Origin of the sequence: Actinomadura sp. 7K507 (assembly GCF_004348425.1) — a bacterium.
In the GTDB taxonomy this organism is placed as follows: Bacteria; Actinomycetota; Actinomycetes; order Streptosporangiales; family Streptosporangiaceae; genus Spirillospora.
Genome location: NZ_SMKK01000003.1, coordinates 89389 through 106308 on the forward strand (window position 1 = coordinate 89389; position 16920 = coordinate 106308).

Below are 16920 nucleotides of genomic sequence, written 5' to 3' on the forward strand. Positions count from 1 at the left end.
GAAAGACTCCCGGAGGCCGTCTTGTACGACTACATCATCGTGGGTGCGGGCAGTGCGGGCTGCGTTCTCGCCGCCCGGCTGACCGAGGACCCGTCGGTGAAGGTCCTGCTGCTGGAGGCGGGCCCGCCCGACGACGGGCCCGAGATCCACATCCCGGCCGCCGTGGCGTCGATGATCAAGGGGCCGTACGACTGGGACTACGGCACCGTCCCGCAGGAGCACGCCGCCGGGCGCAGCGTGTACTGGCCGCGGGGGCGCACGCTCGGGGGAAGCTCGTCCACGAACGCGATGATCTACATTCGCGGCGCCCGGCACGACTACGACACCTGGCGCGACGCGCACGGCTGCGAGGGCTGGGGGTACGAGGACCTGCTGCCCTACTTCCGCCGCTCCGAGGACCAGCAGCGCGGCGAGATCCCCTACCACGGTGTCGGCGGGCCGCTGCGCGTGGAGGACCTGCGCTACAAGCACCCGCTGACCCGCGCCTGGGTGCAGTCCGCCAAGGCGTACGGCCTGGCCGCGAACCCCGACTTCAACGGCGCCGACCAGGACGGGGTGGGCTTCTACCAGGTCACCCAGAAGCGGGGCCGGCGCTGGTCGGCCGCCACCGGCTACCTGCATCCGGTCGAGCACCGCCCGAACCTCACCGTCGTCACCGACGCCCTGGCCACCCGGGTCGTGATCGAGGACGGCCGCGCCGCCGGCGTCCGCTACGAGGCGCGCGGCGAGACGATGCTGGCCCGCGCCGGGGCCGAGGTCGTCCTCTCGGGCGGTGCGGTGAACAGCCCGCAGCTGCTCATGCTCTCCGGCGTCGGTCCCGCCGACCACCTGCGCTCGGTCGGCATCGACGTCCTGGTCGACTCGCCGGTCGGGCAGCGGCTCCAGGACCACCCGTTCGTGAACGTCATGTTCGCGACGCCCCGCAGCAAGCCCCTTTGGGAGCTGGCGAACGCCCGCTCCCTCGCCCTCTACCAGGCACTCGGGCGCGGGCCCTACGCGTCCAACCTCGCCGAGGCGGGCGGGTTCGTCCGGACGGCGGAGGGGCTGCCGGCGCCCGACCTCCAGTACCACGTCCTGCCGACGCCGTTCGTCGACCAGGGCCTCGTGGAGGTGTCCGAGCGGCTCCTGTCGGTCATGGTCACCGCGATCTCCGTCGCCGGCCGGGGCTCGCTGACCCTGCGCTCCGCCAGCCCGCACGCCAAGCCGCTGATCGACCCGGCCTACCTCGCCGCCGAGTCCGACCTGGACATCCTGGTCGCGGGCGTGCGCCAGGCCCGGGAGATCGCCGCGTCCGGGCCGCTGGCGTCCATGGTCGGCGGGGAGTGGGCCCCCGGCGAGCAGGTCGAGTCCGACGAGGCGATCGCGGACTTCGTCCGCCGCGAGGTCGCGACGCTGTTCCACCCCACCAGCACGTGCGCGATGGGCGCGGGCGACTCGGTCTGCGACCCGGAACTGCGCGTCCGCGGCGTCGAGGGCCTGCGGGTGGTGGACGCCTCGGTCATGCCGGGCGTCCCGCGCGGCAACACCAACGCCCCGACGATCGCGATCGCCGAACGCGCCGCCGACCTCATCCGCGGCCGCGCCCCCCTGAGGCCCGCCAACGCCCCGAGCTAGGACACGCTCCCGCCCGGCCGGACGTCAGGCAGTATTTTCCTTTTGTCTGGTTGTGGGGGGCCTGGGCTGGGGTGATGCTGGTGGTAGTGCCCCGCCGGGAGGGGCCCGGTGGGCGATCGACACCACGGGCGCGCGATGTGAAGGGTGTGCCGCGGCCCGCCGGGGGAGGCCAGATGGAGGCCACGGTTCTGGAAACCATGCGGACCACGCTGCGCGGCCCGATCGTCGGCCCGCAGGACTCGGATTACGACCGGGCCCGCACGATCTACAACGCGATGATCGACACATGTCCCGCCGCCATCGTCCGGTGCGCCGACGCCGCGGACGTGATCGCGGCGATCGGCCTGATCCGCGAGGCCGGCGCGGAGGCCGCCGTCCTCGGCGGCGGGCACAGCGGCCCCGGCCTTTGCCTGGTGGAGGGCGGTGTGACCATCGACCTGTCGCCCATGCGCTGGGTGCGGGTCGACCCCGACGCGCGCACGGCCGAGGTCGGCGGGGGGAGCCTGATGGGCGACATGGACCACGCCACCCATGCCTTCGGGCTGGCCGCACCCTCGGGGATCGTCTCGACCACCGGAATCGGTGGCCTCACGCTCGGCGGCGGCCACGGCCATCTCACCCGCAGGTACGGCCTCACGGTGGACAGCCTGCTCGCCGCCGACGTCATCCTGGCGGACGGCACACAGGTCACCGCGTCCGAGACACGGAACTCCGACCTGTTCTGGGCGCTCCGGGGAGGAGGCGGCAACTTCGGCGCCGTCACCTCGTTCACCTACCGGCTTCATCCGGTGCACACGGTCGGGGTGGGCATCACCGCATGGCCGATCGACGCCGTCCCCGAGGTCCTCCGGTGGTACCGCGACTTCCTGCCACAGGCACCCGAGGACCTGAGCGGCTTCTTCGCCAATATGGTCATCCCTCCCGGGCCGCCGTTCCCCGAGGAGATTCACGGCAGGAAGATGTGCGCCGTCGTCTGGTGCTACACCGGCGACCCGGACGAGTTGGAGGACGTCCTGGCGCCGGTGAGCGAGCCCGGCCGTCCGGCGTTCCACTTCACCAGCCCGATGCCGTACCCGATGCTCCAGTCCATGTTCGACGACCTCATTCCGGCCGGGCTGCAGTGGTACTGGCGGGGTGACTTCTTCGACCGCATCACCGACGAGGCCATCGACGTGCACCACAAGTACGGTTCGGAGATCCCCACCGACCTGTCCACCATGCACCTGTACCCGATCGACGGCGCGGTCCACCGGGTGGGAAGCGACGAGACCGCCTGGAGCTACCGGAATGCCACCTGGTCCGGCGTCTTCGCCGGCATCGACCCGGATCCCGCGAACGCCGCGACCATCCGGCAGTGGTGCGTGGACTACTGGGAGGAGCTGCACCCGTACTCGATGGGCGGCTCCTACGTGAACTTCATCGGCGCGGACGAAAGCGAGGACAGGGTCCAGGCGACCTACGGTGACCACTACGAAAGACTCGCGCAGGTCAAGGCGACGTACGACCCCGACAACTTCTTCCATGCGAACCAGAACATTCGTCCCGCCAGAACGCCCTAGACGCGCGCTCGCTCGCCGGGGGAACCTCGGACGGCTACCGCGGTACCGCCGGCTGGTCCCGCGGTATGGGCTGGACAGGCGGGCCCGTGGTCTGTCACGATTCGGTCCATGATCAATGAAAGGGGCGTTTCCGCCCTCGTCCGGTGAGCGTCCACGTGCAGCGGGAAGCTGCCGCCGTCCGTGCGGAATGGCTCGGACATCTGCTCTCCACCGTGCCCGCCGACCGTCCGGCCGCAGAGGCCGCGATCTCCGAGCTGTACCGGCTGATCGGGCTCGATCCACCGCGTTTCCACTGGGTCGCCTCGCCGCTGGCCGCCGTGGAGACCGTCCCGCCCGGTATGCGGCTGCGGGCGTCCGAGACCGCGGACCGATTCGCCGCCTGGCCCCTCCCACCGCGGTTCCGCAGGCTGGTCAGCGAATTCACCGCGCGACTCGACGTCTCGATCATGCGGGACTACGGTCCACTTGACCGGATCATCGGGCAACTGGTCCGGTCACCGATCAGAGTTTCGGCCAACAGCACGCTCCACACGGCGCTCCGGCCGGTTCAGGAGACGGCCGGGCGGAACGACGCCTGGTACACGGCTCTTTGCAGGTCCTGGCCCGCCCACTACGACGCGATCCGCCGGACGTCCGGTGTCGTCTTCACGCCCGAGCAGGACCGCCTGCTCGACCTGTGGTCGACGGCGGCGCGGTCCTGCGGCTGGTGGTGGCCGCGCGAGCGCGCCTGCGTCGTCTCCGAGCGGCCCGTCGAGATCCACACCGAGGTCTGGGGCGACGAAGGGGAGGTGCGGCTGCATCGCCCGGACGGTCCCGCGCTCCGTTTCGCCGACGGCTGGGACGTGCACGCCTGGCACGGCACGAAGGTGCCGCCGTGGGTGATCGACGACCCGGGCGTCGACCGGATCACGGCGGAGACCAACGTCGAGGTCCGGCGGTGCGCGATCGAGAAGATCGGCTGGGGCGGCTACATCGACGGGGCCGGGCTGCGGCTCGTGGGCACCGCGCCGGATCCCGGCAACCCCGGCTCGGAACTGCGGCTCTACGACTTCCGGGAGCAGACCAGGGTGCTGCTCGCCGTCAACGGCTCCACGGAACGCGACGGGCACCGCCGCCGGTACGGGCTGACCGTGCCGGGCGGCATCGACGACCCGGTCGCCGCCGCCGGATGGACCTACGGGCTGTCCGGCGACCAGTACTCACGACTCGTCCGCCGAACCTGAGGTGATTCCCATGACCGTGACTCTCGCATCTCTTTCCCGGCAGACCGGGCTCGCCGTTCTCGACCATCTCGAACAGTCGGTGAGCATCCCCGTCATCGACGGGCTCCAGGCCCAGGGCGATCTGATCGTCGTTCCCGTGTCCGAAATCTCGGCGTCCCTGTCGATCCTGCCGAATGTCGTCTGGACGGACGTGCCGCCCGAAGGCGTCGAGCTGCTCCGGGGCGCGGCAGGCGGCAACCCGCACACCCTCGTCGCCGACCCGGGCACCTGCCGCTGGACGCGGTACGTGTCGGACGCCGGCCACCTGGCCATCGGCGTCTTCGAGGCGTCGGCCCCCGTCTACCTGCTGCATCCCGAGCACGGTGCGTCCGGCTGCACGCCGGGCCGCTACGCCGTCCGCCGCCAGCGCGAGTTCACGACCGGCGGATGGGGCTCCCGCATGGTCGCCGACTGACCCACCGCGACAGGAAACGCCCCCGTCCGGACGGACGGGGGCGCGTTGCGCGTGCGGGCCTGGGGCGTCACCGCTTGAGGGCCTTCGCGATGCGGGCGCGGCGGGCGTTCTTCGCCTCGTTCCGCAGTACCCGTACGCGGTCGCTGATGATGACGGTGTTGCTGAACTCGGGGCGGATCATCTCGTTCTCCTTGTTCCCGCCGGGCCCTCTCGGCCCGACATGTACAAGGTTCGTCCTAAGGCCCCCTGCCCCACATCGGGACGACGCCCTATCCGAGGCCCTTGGACGCCTTAGATCGTTCGCGGCCTCGCCCCGCGGGGTAAGTCCGTCGCCGGGTGGCCGTAAGGTGCGGTTGATCCGGAGGAGGACCCTGTGGCGGAAGACGGCGGCAGCCGCACCCGTGACCTTCTTGCCAACGAACGCACTTACCTGGCCTGGCTGCGCACGTCCGCCACCGTGATGGTGCTCGGCCTGGCCGTCGCCGAGTTCGTCGGGACCGGAGGCGCCCGCTCCCTCGCCGCGGGGATCGTCCTGCTCTGCGTGGGCGTCGCGGGCGTCGTCTATTCGGGTGTCCGGTACCGGTCCGTCGCACGGGACCTCGAGCACGGCCGACCGCCGGTCGCCCACGGGACCGGGGGCCCGCTGATCGCCGGGATCGTGCTGATCCTCGCCATCGCCACGGCCATGGCACTGGTGGTCTGGTGACGGGCGGCCCGGCCGCGCAGGGGTCGGGCCTTGGACGCTTAGGCGACTTCTACGAAACCCAGGCGGTCGTACAGGTGGCGGGCGCGGCGGTTGCGGCGGGTCACCGCGAGGGTCAGCGTGTCGTGGCCCTGTTCGGCCAGGGCGTGCATGACGGCCTGGATCAGGCCCCGTCCCAGGCCCTGCCCGGCGTGGGACGGGCTGACGAAAAGGAACGCCAGCAGGGGCAGGTCCTTGTAGAGGGTGACGAGGGCGCCGGCGACGGGACGTTCGTCGCGGTCGGCGACGAACGACGCGGCGGGGAGGAAGGCGCCGTACTCGCCGTCCAGGGTGAGCCGGACCTCGCGTGCCGCGCCTCCGGGGCCTTCCACGTCGGTCTCGTCGGGGGTGCCGCGGTAGGCGTCCCACATGAGGGCGGCGAGCGCGGGGACGTCGTCGCCGGTGAACAGGCGGAAGCCCGGCGGGGGAGGGGCCGGCGCGTGCAGGGCCGCCTGGAGGCGGCTGCGCACAGGTGCCCCGAACGTCCCGGATGTCATGGTCGCGAGTCTAGGCGGCGCTCCCGCGCGGATCCGGTCGGGGCGCCGGATCCGCGCGGTGGCGGTGTCAGCGCTTGTAGCGGCGGCCGTGGATCATGTTGATCATGTTGAGGACGCGCGCCATCTCCTTCTCGGTGCGGTCGAACGAGGTGAGGTTCATCGTCGAGAACCGCTGCCGGGTGATGGCCTTCGGGCGGGTGAACTCGCGCAGGCCGTCCGCGCCGTGGATGCGGCCGAAGCCCGACTCCCCGACGCCGCCGAACGGCAGGGCGGCGACCTGGGCGAACGCGGCGAAGGCGTTGATGGACGTCATGCCGGAGCGCATCCGGCGGGCGACGTCCATCGCGCGGGACCGGTCACCGGAGAAGATCGTCCCGGCGAGCCCGTAGCTGGTCCTGTTGGCCTTCTCGACGGCCTCGTCGAGGTCCTTGACGCGGTGCACGGTGATGGTCGGGCCGAACGTCTCCTCGCTGACGGCGGACGAGTCGTCCGGCACGCCGGTCAGCACGACCGGCTCCACGTAGGGCTTGCGGACGGACTCGGCGCCGCCCACGACGGCCTTGCCGCCCTTGTCCAGGGCGTCCTTGATGTGGCGCTCGATGATGTCGAGCTGGGACGGCATCGTGATCGGGCCGTAGGCGGCCTCGCGGTCGTAGCCGGGGCGCAGGTCGCGGGCCTTGTCGGTGAGCTTGCCGAGGAACTTGTCGTAGGCGTCGTCGACGACGTAGATGCGTTCGACGCCGATGCAGGTCTGCCCGGCGTTGGACATGGCGCCCCACAGCGCGGCGTCGGCGGCGGCGTCGAGGTCGGCGTCGGAGTCGACGATGCAGGCGTCCTTGCCGCCGCATTCGGCGACGATCGGCGTGAGGTTCTCGGCGCAGGCCGCCATGACGCGCTTGGCGGTGCGGGCCGACCCGGTGAAGGCGATCTTGTCGATGTCCGGGGACGAGGCGAGCGCCGCGCCGGTCTCGCCCAGCCCGGTGATCGTCTGCAGGACGGGGTGCTCGGGGACGACGGCGGCGACCAGTTCCGCCAGGAACACGCCGACGCCGGGCGTGAACTCCGAGGGCTTGAAGACCACGGCGTTGCCGGCGGCGAGCGCGTAGGCGATCGAGCCCATCGGGGTGAAGATCGGGTAGTTCCACGGGCCGATCACGCCGACGACGCCGAGCGGCTGGTACTCCAGCACGCACTTCTGGTTGATCGCCATGAGGCCCGGGAAGACGGTGCGCGGGCCGAGGGTCTTCTGCGCGTTGCGGGCCGCCCAGTCCAGGTGGGAGATCGCCATGATCGTCTCCAGCTGGGCGTCCTGCACCGGTTTCCCGGTCTCCTCGTGGACGAGTTCGGCCATCCGGTTGAGGTTGCGGGTGAGCGATCCCTTGATGTTGAGCAGCCGGAGCCGGCGCTCCTTCCAGCCGAGGGCGCGCCACCAGCCGGCCGCCTCGCGGGCGCGCTCGACCGCTGCGGCGACGGCGGCGGCGTCCTGGACGGGATGCTCGGCGACGACCTCGTTGGTGGCCGGGTTCAGGGACGCGAAGGTTTCGGCGCTCTCCGTGGCCACGGACATGAGGAACCTCCCGGGAGGAGCCTGGTAAGTGATTGCTTGCAGGTGTGTACCGGCTAGTAAATCACCCTACGTCCCGGGTGGTCACCTCAAGGCGTCAACGGAGTCAGTCGCTCCAGAACTGGAACAGCGAGTGGCCGAACTGGATCGGGAACTCCTCCAGGCCCAGCACGCCGGTGATGTTGAAGATCAGGTCGAAGAACACCTGGTTGACCGGCCCCAGCCACAGCAGGGCGATCAGGATGAGGAACACGTAGCCGCCGTAGGGGGCGACCTTGTCCACCAGCCGGCTCGGCAGGTAGGGCTCGATGATCCCGAAGCCGTCCAGGCCGGGGATCGGCAGCAGGTTCAGCACCGCCGCCGTCACCTGGAGGAACGCCAGGAACGCCACGGCCAGCCAGAACACGCCGTGATCCTGGTGCGCGAAGTTCTTGTACAGCACCGCGAGCATGATCGCGAACAGCGCGTTGGACAGCGGCCCCGCCGCGGAGATCAGGCTGTGCCTCAGCCTGCCGCGGATCCGGTGCCGCTCGATCCAGACGGCGCCGCCCGGCAGGCCGATCCCGCCGAGCACGATGAACACCACCGGGATCACGAAGCTGAGCGTCATGTCGGAGTACCTCAGCGGGTTCAGCGTCAGGTAGCCCTTCGAGGCGACGCTGCGGTCACCCGACCGGTAGGCCATGTAGGCGTGCCCGAACTCGTGCAGGCACAGCGACAGCACCCACGCCGCCAGCACGAACCCGAACACCGCGAGCCGCGCGGGCGTGGACGGGTCGTCGGCGTACCGCCAGGCGATCAGGCCGCACAGGACCGTCGCCGCCACGATCGCGAGGAACACCGGGCTCGGCCGGACGGCCGCACCCCCTCGCGTCCCGTGCGCAGTGCCCTCCATCGTTCGGCCCCTCTCGCATGCGCCGTCCCCGCCGGCGCCGGTTCCCGTCCGATCTTCGAAGCTACCCGCTCGCCGGAGTCAAGGAGCCGCGATGACCGGGACGACATAGGTGCGCAGGAAGCGGCGCAGCCCCTCGTCGTCGCGGTCGCGGTCCATGACGATCAGCGAGGTGATGATGCGGAAGAGGAACTCGATGGTCCCCTCCACCTCGATGTCGGCCCTGAGCGTGCGCTGCCGCTGCGCCTGCTCGAAGTAGGGCCGCACGTACTCGCAGCACAGCGCGAGCACGTGCTCGCCCGCGCCGGCCACCGCCGCCTGCATGTGCCCCGCCGCCTCCGGCACCAGGAAGTGCGCGATGGTCGGCTCGCTGCGGACGTAGCGGACCGCGTCCATCGTGCCCTCGACGATCGCCTCCGGCACCGACCGCTCCCGGCGCAGCCGCTCGGCCAGCCGGTCCAGGAACCGGTGCAGGTCACGGACCACCACGGCCAGGATCAGCTCGTCCCGCCCGCCGCTGACACTGCGGTACACCGTCGCCCGGGACAGCTTCGCCGCGGCCGCGATGTCCTCGACCGTGGTCTTGGCGACACCGAAACGGCCGAAGCACTCCTCGGCGGCGTCGATGATCCGTTCGCGGGTCGCGTCGGTGCTGACCGGGGACATACCCGAACATTACCGGGAGCCCGCGCCCGCATCGCCCGCCCGAGCGGCGCATCCCAGAAGGGCGCGTCTCAGAAGGGCGCGTCTCAGAAGAGGGTGCCCTCGTGTTCGATGCCGCGCAGGGAGTCGTAGTCGAGGGTGACGCAGTCGATGCCGCGGTCGGTGGCGAGGACGCGCGCCTGCGGCTTGATCTCCTGCGCCGCGAACACGCCGCGCACGGGCGCGAGATGCGGGTCGCGGTTGAGCAGCTCCAGGTAGCGGGTGAGCTGCTCGACGCCGTCGATCTCGCCCCGTCGCTTGATCTCGATGGCGACGGTGGCCATGTCGGCGTCCCGGCACAGGATGTCGACCGGGCCGATCGCGGTCGGGAACTCCCGGCGGATCAGCGACCAGCCGTCCCCGAGCGTGGTGATGTGCTCGGCGAGCAGCTCCTGGAGGTGCGCCTCCACGCCGTCCTTCTGCAGGCCGGGGTCCAGCCCGAGTTCGTGGCTGGCGTCGTGCAGGATCTCCTCGATCGTGAGGATGAGCCGCTCGCCCGACTTGCCGTGCGTGACCGTCCAGCGCGCGATGGCGCCGTTCTCCTCGTGGCTCTCCTCGCGCAGCGAGCAGGGCGGGTTCATCCAGTTGAGGGGCTTGTAGGCGCGGTCGTCGGCGTGGACGCTCACGCTCCCGTCCGCCTTGATCAGGATCAGGCGGGGGGCCATCGGCAGGTGGGCGGTGAGCTTGCCGGCGTAGTCGACACTGCAGCGGGCGATAACGAGACGCACACCGCCCAACCTAGTGGCGCGGCGGGGGCGCGTGGGCCGTGTCGCGCAGGCCGGCCGCTGAGGCGGCTGCCGCTAAGGCGGCGTCACCGCGGATCTAAGGCGTCGTGCCGATGTGGCGGCGGGCGCCTTAGGACGAACCTCTTGGATGCCGGGCCGTGATCGGCGCCCGGCCTACGGGAGGAGGGGCCGTGTACCACCACGACATCATGCGGACGATCATGCGGGAGCGGGCCGGCGAGATGCGGGCGGAGGCGCGGGCCGTCCACGCCGGGCGGCTGGCGCGCCGGGCCCGCGAGTTCTGGGCGGACCGAGCCGAACGGAACGCCCGCCCTGCGCGGCCGTCCGGCCGCGGCGCCGCACCCGCACGCTGACCAGGCCCTCGGCCGGCGGGACCGGCCGGGGGCGACCGCTGTAGGAATGAAAACCCTTGTCAACCCCTGGAATTCTCCGGGAGCCGTGATTAGCGTCCACTGTGGGAGTCATCCTCCGTCTGGCGAAAGGACCCCCGCATGTCTCTTGACGTGACCCCGGAACTCCTGGAGACGGCGCAGCAGGGCGAGGTCGGCGACGCCGCGTTCGTCGAGTGCATCAGAACGTCCCTCCCGTACGCGTGGGACATGATCAGCGGGCTGGTGGCGCGGCTCCAGGTGGACGGCGGCGACTTCGCCGACAACCTGACCCCGCCGCCGGACGAGCAGGCCCGCGGCCAGCTGCTCCGCGTCCTGGCGAGCGACGCCATGCGCGGCACGCTGGAGCGCCACTTCGGCATCAGGCTCGCATTCCAGAACTGCCACCGCGTGGCGGTCTTCCCGGCCAACGAATCCGACGCCTACAGGACGTTCGTCACGGCCCGCGAACAGATCCTCAACCAGTCCCCCGAACTCCGCGACTGCTGACCCCGATCCGCTGACCCGCGGCGTGCCGGTGCCTCCGATGGCCACCCGGCACGCCGCACGCGTCTGCTCTCGGCGCGGCCTCAGGGGACGGCCGCGCGGACCTTCGGCAGGACGTCGGCGCCCAGGCGGGCGATGTTGTCCAGGGTGGCCGCGCGGGAACCGGCGGCCTCCACCAGCAGGATCAGGTGCCGGATTCCGGTGCGTTCGACGGTGGCCACGAGTGACTCCGCGCAGTCGTCCGGGGAGCCGACGGGGTGCAGGTCGCACATGAAGCGCGTGTAGGCGACCGGGTCGCGGGACGGCCGCGGACGGTCGTCCACCGGGACGTATCCCTCCAGGCCAGGGCCCAGCCAGCGCGGCATCCCGTCCATCAGGGTCCGGACGGCCGCTTCGCGCGTGTCGGCGACCTGCGCCACGTGGGTGGAGATGTGCGGGAGCGACGGGTCGCCGTGCCGGGCCACCGCCGCGGCCTTCTCGGCGGCGTCCACGTGCATCCCCAGCAGCATGGGCAGGCCGCGTTCTGCCGCCATTGCCTCAGTGGCGGGGGACGTGCAGGCGACCACTACCTGCGGCGAGGCAAGCGCGCGCGGGACGACCGGTACTTCGCGGAACTCGAAGTGGTCTCCCGACCAGGACACACGGTCGGAACGCAACCAGGAGAGGAGCAGATCCAGGGATTCCGCGAAGCCCTCCTCGTAGCGGGGGAGACCCGTGCCGAACACCTCCAGGTCCCGCCACGGGCCGCCGCGCCCGACGCCGAGGCGGAAACGGCCGCCGGAAAGCAGCGACAGCATCGCCGCCTGCTCCGCCAGCGCCACCGGGTGCTGCGTGGACAGCACGCTGACCGCCGTCCCGACGTGGACCCGGCCGGTGAGGGCCAGGAGGTGCCCGGCGAGGACGGTCGCCGACGGGACGACCCCGTACGACATGAAGTGGTGCTCGGCCAGCCACACGTCGTCGAACCCGGCCCGTTCGGCGGCGACTGCGGCCTCGACCGTGCGGGCCAGGGCGGCGGCGTCCCCCTGGGCGTCGGAGCGGGGCTCGTACCGTGTGGTGAGGAGGAAGATTCCTAGGCGCACGTCCCCGTCGTACCCGCCATCGTGGCAGCGCGAGCGCTTTGGGAGACTGCCGTCATGACTGGTGGTTCGTTCAGCAGGGTCGGGGTCGTCGGACTGGGCACGATGGGCGCGGGCATCGCGGAGGTGCTGGCGCGCGGAGGGCTCGCGGTCGTCGGCGTCGAGGTGAACGCCGAGGCGCTGGAGCGGGGGCGCGGGCACCTGGAGGGCTCGACCGGGCGGGCCGTCAAGCGCGGCAGGCTCACCGAGGACGCGCAGCGCGAGATCCTCGGCCGCATCACGCTGTCGACCGACTTCGCCGACCTCGGCGACTGCGACCTCGTCATCGAGGCCGTCCCCGAGCGGCTCGACCTGAAGCGCAAGGTCTTCGCCGAGCTGGACCGCGTGTGCCGGGACGACGCCGTCCTCGCCACCAACACCTCCTCGCTGTCGGTCACCGACATCGCGGTCACCACCGGCCGCCCCGCCAAGATCGTCGGGGTGCACTTCTTCAACCCGGCGCCCGTGATGAAGCTCGTCGAGGTCATCGGGACCGTGCTGACCGAGCCGGACGCCGCGGCCCGCGTCGCGGACCTGGTGAAGGGCCTCGGCAAGACGCCGGTCACGATCGGGGACCGCGCCGGGTTCGTCGCGAACCGGCTGCTGTTCGGATACCTGAACCAGGCCGCGTCGATGCTGGAGTCGGGGCACGCGACCCGCGACGACATCGACGCCGCGATCAAGGCGGGCGCGGGCCTGCCGATGGGCCCGTTCACCCTCATGGACCTGATCGGCCTCGACACCTGCGTGGAGGTGCTCGACGCGATCTACGCCGAGTCGCGGGACCGCCGGCACGCCGCCTCCCCGCTGCTGCGCGAACTCGTCACCGCCGGGCTCCTCGGCCGCAAGACCGGCCGCGGCTTCTACGGCTACGACAAGCCCGAGCCCGAGCCAGAGCCCGAGACCGCCGACGGGCCGCCGCCGGTCGTGGGCATCGTCGGCGTCGGCCCGCTGGCGGACGCGATCGCCGCGCTGTGCGACAGGGCGGGCGCCCAGGTCCGCGACTCCGCCGCGCGGCTCGCCGACTGCGACCTGATCGTCGAGGCGGCCGAGGACCCCGAGGCCGGACGGGCGCTGCTGTCGACCGCCGCCCAGGCCGCGGGGCCCGGCGCCGTGCTGGCCGTCACGTCGGTGGGCGGCTCGGTGATCGAGCAGGCGGTGGCCACCGGACGCGCCGGCGACGTCGTCGGCCTGCACCTGCCCGACCCGGCCGGCGCGCTCGCCGAGATCGCCGCCACGGTCGCCACCGACCCGGGGGTCGCCGACCGGGCCGCCGGCCTCGCCCGGCGCCTCGGCCTCACCGCGGTCCGCTGCCGCGACCGCGCGGGCTTCATCGTGGACGCCCTGCGCTTCCCGTACCTCAACGACGCCGCGGCGATGCTCGGCGCCGGATACGCCGACGCCGACTCGATCGACGCCGCGATGACGCTCGGCTGCGGCTACCCGACCGGCCCGATCGCCGATCTCGACCGCCTCGGCCTGGGCCGCGCGGTCACCGTCCTGGAAGCCCTGCACGCCGAGACCCGCGAGCCCGCCGTGGCCCCCGCACCCCTCCTCACCGAACACGTCACCGCCGGGGCCCCGCTGCGCTGAATATTCTTGAACGATGAGCCCCCGGAAGAATCGCCGTGCCGTGTCGGGACGTCCCGCGCGGGGCGGCGGCGGTACGTGGACTCAGGAGACCGAGGAGGGGCCGGACGGTGAATGGATCGTCCGGGCGATATCGGGGGCGGGGGCGGCCAAGGCGTACCGGTGTCCCGGGTGCGACCAGGAGATCCCGCCGGGCGTCGCGCACGTCGTCGCGTGGCGGGCGGACGACGACGGCGGCCGGGACCGGCGGCACTGGCACCGTCCCTGCTGGCAGGCTCGCGGCAGGCGCTCGCCCCGCATCATGCGTTCACGTGACGCGCCTCGTTACTAGGGAGACTCATGGCGGAGATCAGGGCGGCCACGGTGCTGCCGGCGCGGCGCGAGGAGATCACGCTGCACACCTCCGACGGCCTGGAACTGGTCGGGGAGCTGGCGCTGCCCCCCGAGCGGCCGCCGGTCGCGACGCTGGTGTGCCTGCATCCGCTGCCCACGGCCGAGGGGATGATGGACAGCCACGTCCTGCGCAAGGCGGCCTACCGGCTGCCCGCGCTCGCCGGCCTCGCGGTGCTGCGGTTCAACACGCGCGGGACGTCGTCGGCGCGCGGCACGAGCGAGGGCGAGTTCGGCGAGGGGGAGACCGAGCGGTTCGACGTCGCGGCGGCCCTCGAGTACACCGAGTACCACGATCTGCCGCGCCCGTGGCTGCTCGGCTGGTCGTTCGGCACCGAGCTGGCGCTGAAGTGGGGGCGTGACCCGCTGGTGGAGGGCGCGATCCTGCTGTCCCCTCCGCTGCGGCGCGCGGGCGACGCCGATCTGGACGCGTGGGGCGCCGATGGGCGGCCCGTGGTGGCGCTGGTCCCGGAGTTCGACGACTTCCTGCGTCCGGCGGAGGCGCGGGAGCGGTTCAAGCGCGTCCCGCAGGCCGAGGTGGTCGCGGTCGACAACGCCAAGCATCTCTGGGTCGGCGAGCCGTATGTCCGGATCGTTCTGAACGAGATCGTGCAGCGGGTCGTCCCCGCGGCGGCCCCGCTCCCCACTGAATGGGACGAACCGGGCCAATAACCTCATGCGGCCGATCGCGGCCACTCTCGTCACGCACGACCCGAGAACGGGTAACGATGGCGTATGACCGTGCAGCTTCACGCCAGGGACGTCGGAACCGGCACGCCACTCGTCCTGCTGCACGCCTTCCCGCTCTCCTCGGCGATGTGGCTCGCCCAGCGGGAGGGGCTCGCGAACCGGTTCCGCGTCATCACCCCCGACCTGCGCGGCTTCGGCGGCTCCGTGCTCGGCGACGACGAGCCGTCGATCGACGCGATGGCCGACGACGTCGCGGGCGTGTTCCGGCGGCTCGGCCTCCGCCGCGCCGTCGTCTGCGGGCTGTCCATGGGCGGCTACGTGGCGATGGCGCTGTGCCGGCGCCACCCCGACCTCGTCCTCGGCCTGGTCCTGGCCGCCACGCGCGCCACCGCCGACGCCGAGCCCGTCCGGGAGGTCCGGCTGCGGCAGGCGGGCCGCCTCGAAGACGAGGGCACCACGCAGGTCCTGGTGGACGACGTGCTGCCCGGCCTCGTCGGGCCCACCACGTTCCGCCAGCGCGCCCTCGTCTACGGGCGCGTCCGCGGCCTCGTCCAGGCCACCCCGCCGCGGGCCGCCGCGTGGGCGCAGCGCGCCATGGCCGGACGCGCCGACGCGTTCGAGACGCTCCACGGCCTGCGGGTACCCGCCCTCGTCATGATCGGGGACGAGGACGCGCTGGCCACCGAGGACGAGGCCCGCGCCATGTCCGGCGCGCTGCCCAACGCGGAACTGCTGGTCATCCCGCGCGCCGGGCACCTGTGCGCCGTCGAGCAGCCGGACCTGTTCAACCAGGCCGTCGCGGAGTTCGCCGCCGCCCTCGCCCGGACCAGCCACTGACACGTCCGGCCCGAGTCCTAGAGCGTCTCCTGCCTCGGCATCGCCACCTCGCGGATCAGCAGCGAGATCGCCGCCGCCGTCGGGATCGCCAGCAGCGCGCCGATCACGCCGAGCAGCGCCGCGCCGACCAGCGCCGCCACGATCGTCACCGCCGGCTGCACGTCCACCGTCCGCTTCATGACGCGCGGATACAGGAGGTAGTTCTCCACCTGCTGGTAGATGAGGTAGAAGATCACGACGATGATCAGGTCCGTGGTGGTCCCGGTCAGGAACGCGACCAGGCCCACGACCACCGCGCCGATCGTCGCTCCGACGAGCGGGATCAGGGCCGTCACCGCGACGATCAGCGACAGCGCCAGGCCGTAGCTCACCCCGAGGATCGACAGGAAGATGTACGAGGAGAGGCCCGCGATGAACGCGATCGTGAACTGCCCGGCGACGTAGCCGCCGATCCGGTCGAGGATCTCGTCGCCCAGCAGGGCGACGCGCGCCCTCCGGGACCGGGGGGCGAGCCTGTAGAAGAACGTCTTGATCTGCGGCAGCGAGCTGAGGAAGTACAGCGTCAGGATCAGGATCGTGACCGTCTGGAAGACGCCGTTGATCGCGACCTTGCCGATGCCGGTGGCGGTGTCGGTGAGGGTGTTCTGGAAGTCCGGGCTGTTGACCGTCTGCTCGGCGCGGTCGAGCAGCCCGTAGCGCTCGTCCCACTCGGCCAGCGTCTCGTTCTCCTGCAACTGCCCGACGTACTCGGGGATGCTCTCGCGAAGCTCGTTGACCTGCTCGGTGACCGGCTGGACGAGCGAGGCGACGAAGCCCGCGAAGAACAGGAGCACCCCGAGGAACACCGTCGCCACGGCCGCGCCGCGCGGGAATCCGAACCTGCGGAGGCGCTCCACCGCCGGGTTCAGGCCGACCGCGAGGAACATCCCGACCACGATCATCACGATCACGGACTTGGCGTTCGCCGCGGCCTGCACCAGCATCCAGGCGGTGATGACGCCGAGGGCCGCGGTGAACCCGAACACGAACGGGTGGGCGCGGCCGAGCGGCTGACCGGGCCGTCCGAACGGGAACAGGTTGTCCACGCCCGCCTCGCGCTTGCGCTGGTCCACGTCCTCCACCGGGTCGGGCGAGCCCGGTCCGCGCGCCGGGGGATCGGCCACCTGCACCGTCGCCGGGAGGCTCACGGGCGCGCCGGTGGCCGGGTCACGCTCCCCGGCGGGCTCCTCGATCTCCTCGGGCCTCAGCGCCCCGCTGGGCGCGAGAACGTCCTCGTCCGGCTCGGTCGGCTCGTCCGATTCGGTCGGCTCGTCCGGCTCGGTCGACTCGTCCGATTCGGTCGGCTCCGTCCGCCCGGCACGGGCGGGTTCCCCGGACGGATCGTCACCGGTCCGGCCGGGAGCCGCGGGTGGGTCGTCGTCGGACTC

General features: G+C 71.9%; 18 protein-coding genes. 11 read left to right on the forward strand and 7 right to left on the reverse strand.

Annotation, left to right across the window (positions count from 1 at the left end; genetic code table 11):
• Positions 1–21 precede the first annotated feature (21 nt).
• The 5 genes from E1285_RS01590 to E1285_RS01610 all read left to right on the forward strand — a co-directional run bounded on the left by E1285_RS01590 (position 22) and on the right by E1285_RS01610 (position 5556).
• Positions 22–1614, forward strand: coding sequence for a GMC family oxidoreductase N-terminal domain-containing protein (locus tag E1285_RS01590; protein WP_132146922.1), 1593 nt, complete (start codon positions 22–24; stop codon positions 1612–1614).
• A gap of 173 nt (positions 1615–1787) precedes the next feature.
• Positions 1788–3173, forward strand: coding sequence for an FAD-binding oxidoreductase (locus E1285_RS01595; RefSeq protein WP_132146925.1), 1386 nt, complete (start codon positions 1788–1790; stop codon positions 3171–3173).
• Between the two features lie 155 nt (positions 3174–3328).
• Positions 3329–4396 carry a DUF6745 domain-containing protein gene (locus tag E1285_RS01600; RefSeq protein WP_207946336.1) on the forward strand — a complete coding sequence of 356 codons (1068 nt, stop codon included), beginning with the start codon at positions 3329–3331 and terminating at the stop codon, positions 4394–4396.
• A 10-nt stretch (positions 4397–4406) separates the two neighbouring features.
• Positions 4407–4850 (forward strand): hypothetical protein, encoded by a 444-nt coding sequence (locus tag E1285_RS01605; RefSeq protein ID WP_132146931.1) that lies wholly within the window; start codon positions 4407–4409, stop codon positions 4848–4850.
• 373 nt (positions 4851–5223) lie between these two features.
• Complete coding sequence (locus E1285_RS01610; RefSeq protein WP_132146934.1) at positions 5224–5556, forward strand: DUF202 domain-containing protein; 333 nt, start codon at positions 5224–5226, stop codon at positions 5554–5556.
• A gap of 38 nt (positions 5557–5594) precedes the next feature.
• Here E1285_RS01610 and E1285_RS01615 read toward each other — a convergent pair whose 3' ends face one another.
• The 5 genes from E1285_RS01615 to nucS form a co-directional block, all read right to left on the reverse strand.
• Positions 5595–6089, reverse strand: coding sequence for a GNAT family N-acetyltransferase (locus E1285_RS01615; protein ID WP_132146937.1), 495 nt, complete (start codon positions 6087–6089; stop codon positions 5595–5597).
• A gap of 67 nt (positions 6090–6156) precedes the next feature.
• Entirely contained in the window at positions 6157–7656 is a 1500-nt protein-coding gene (locus E1285_RS01620; protein ID WP_132146940.1) for an aldehyde dehydrogenase family protein, read from the reverse strand.
• 103 nt (positions 7657–7759) lie between these two features.
• Positions 7760–8548, reverse strand: coding sequence for a site-2 protease family protein (locus tag E1285_RS01625; RefSeq protein ID WP_132146943.1), 789 nt, complete (start codon positions 8546–8548; stop codon positions 7760–7762).
• 78 nt (positions 8549–8626) lie between these two features.
• Positions 8627–9211: a TetR/AcrR family transcriptional regulator gene (locus E1285_RS01630; protein ID WP_132146946.1), complete on the reverse strand. Its 585-nt coding sequence runs from the start codon at positions 9209–9211 to the stop codon at positions 8627–8629.
• A gap of 83 nt (positions 9212–9294) precedes the next feature.
• Positions 9295–9975, reverse strand: coding sequence for an endonuclease NucS (gene nucS / locus E1285_RS01635; RefSeq protein WP_132146949.1), 681 nt, complete (start codon positions 9973–9975; stop codon positions 9295–9297).
• Between the two features lie 188 nt (positions 9976–10163).
• On the opposite strand from nucS, the gene E1285_RS01640 reads away from it, so the two are divergent.
• Positions 10164–10346, forward strand: a complete 183-nt coding sequence (locus E1285_RS01640; RefSeq protein ID WP_132146952.1) for a hypothetical protein — start codon at positions 10164–10166, stop codon at positions 10344–10346.
• A gap of 138 nt (positions 10347–10484) precedes the next feature.
• Positions 10485–10871, forward strand: coding sequence for an SCO5389 family protein (locus E1285_RS01645; RefSeq protein ID WP_132146955.1), 387 nt, complete (start codon positions 10485–10487; stop codon positions 10869–10871).
• Positions 10872–10951: 80 nt separating this feature from the next.
• On the opposite strand, the gene E1285_RS01650 is transcribed toward E1285_RS01645, so the two are convergent.
• Positions 10952–11950, reverse strand: coding sequence for an LLM class flavin-dependent oxidoreductase (locus E1285_RS01650; protein WP_132146958.1), 999 nt, complete (start codon positions 11948–11950; stop codon positions 10952–10954).
• A gap of 54 nt (positions 11951–12004) precedes the next feature.
• Here E1285_RS01650 and E1285_RS01655 point away from each other — a divergent pair, with 54 nt between their 5' ends.
• From E1285_RS01655 to E1285_RS01670, 4 genes are all read left to right on the forward strand, one after another.
• A complete protein-coding gene (locus E1285_RS01655) occupies positions 12005–13579 on the forward strand; it encodes a 3-hydroxybutyryl-CoA dehydrogenase (protein ID WP_132146961.1) in 1575 nt (524 codons plus the stop codon).
• A 13-nt stretch (positions 13580–13592) separates the two neighbouring features.
• Positions 13593–13907, forward strand: a complete 315-nt coding sequence (locus E1285_RS01660) for an ATP/GTP-binding protein (protein ID WP_132146964.1) — start codon at positions 13593–13595, stop codon at positions 13905–13907.
• A gap of 8 nt (positions 13908–13915) precedes the next feature.
• A complete protein-coding gene (locus E1285_RS01665) occupies positions 13916–14638 on the forward strand; it encodes an alpha/beta hydrolase (RefSeq protein WP_132146967.1) in 723 nt (240 codons plus the stop codon).
• A gap of 63 nt (positions 14639–14701) precedes the next feature.
• Positions 14702–15493 carry an alpha/beta fold hydrolase gene (locus E1285_RS01670; RefSeq protein ID WP_132146970.1) on the forward strand — a complete coding sequence of 264 codons (792 nt, stop codon included), beginning with the start codon at positions 14702–14704 and terminating at the stop codon, positions 15491–15493.
• A 17-nt stretch (positions 15494–15510) separates the two neighbouring features.
• On the opposite strand, the gene E1285_RS01675 is transcribed toward E1285_RS01670, so the two are convergent.
• The coding region (locus tag E1285_RS01675) for an AI-2E family transporter (RefSeq protein WP_243722475.1) at positions 15511–16920 on the reverse strand (1410 nt) is incomplete at its 5' end.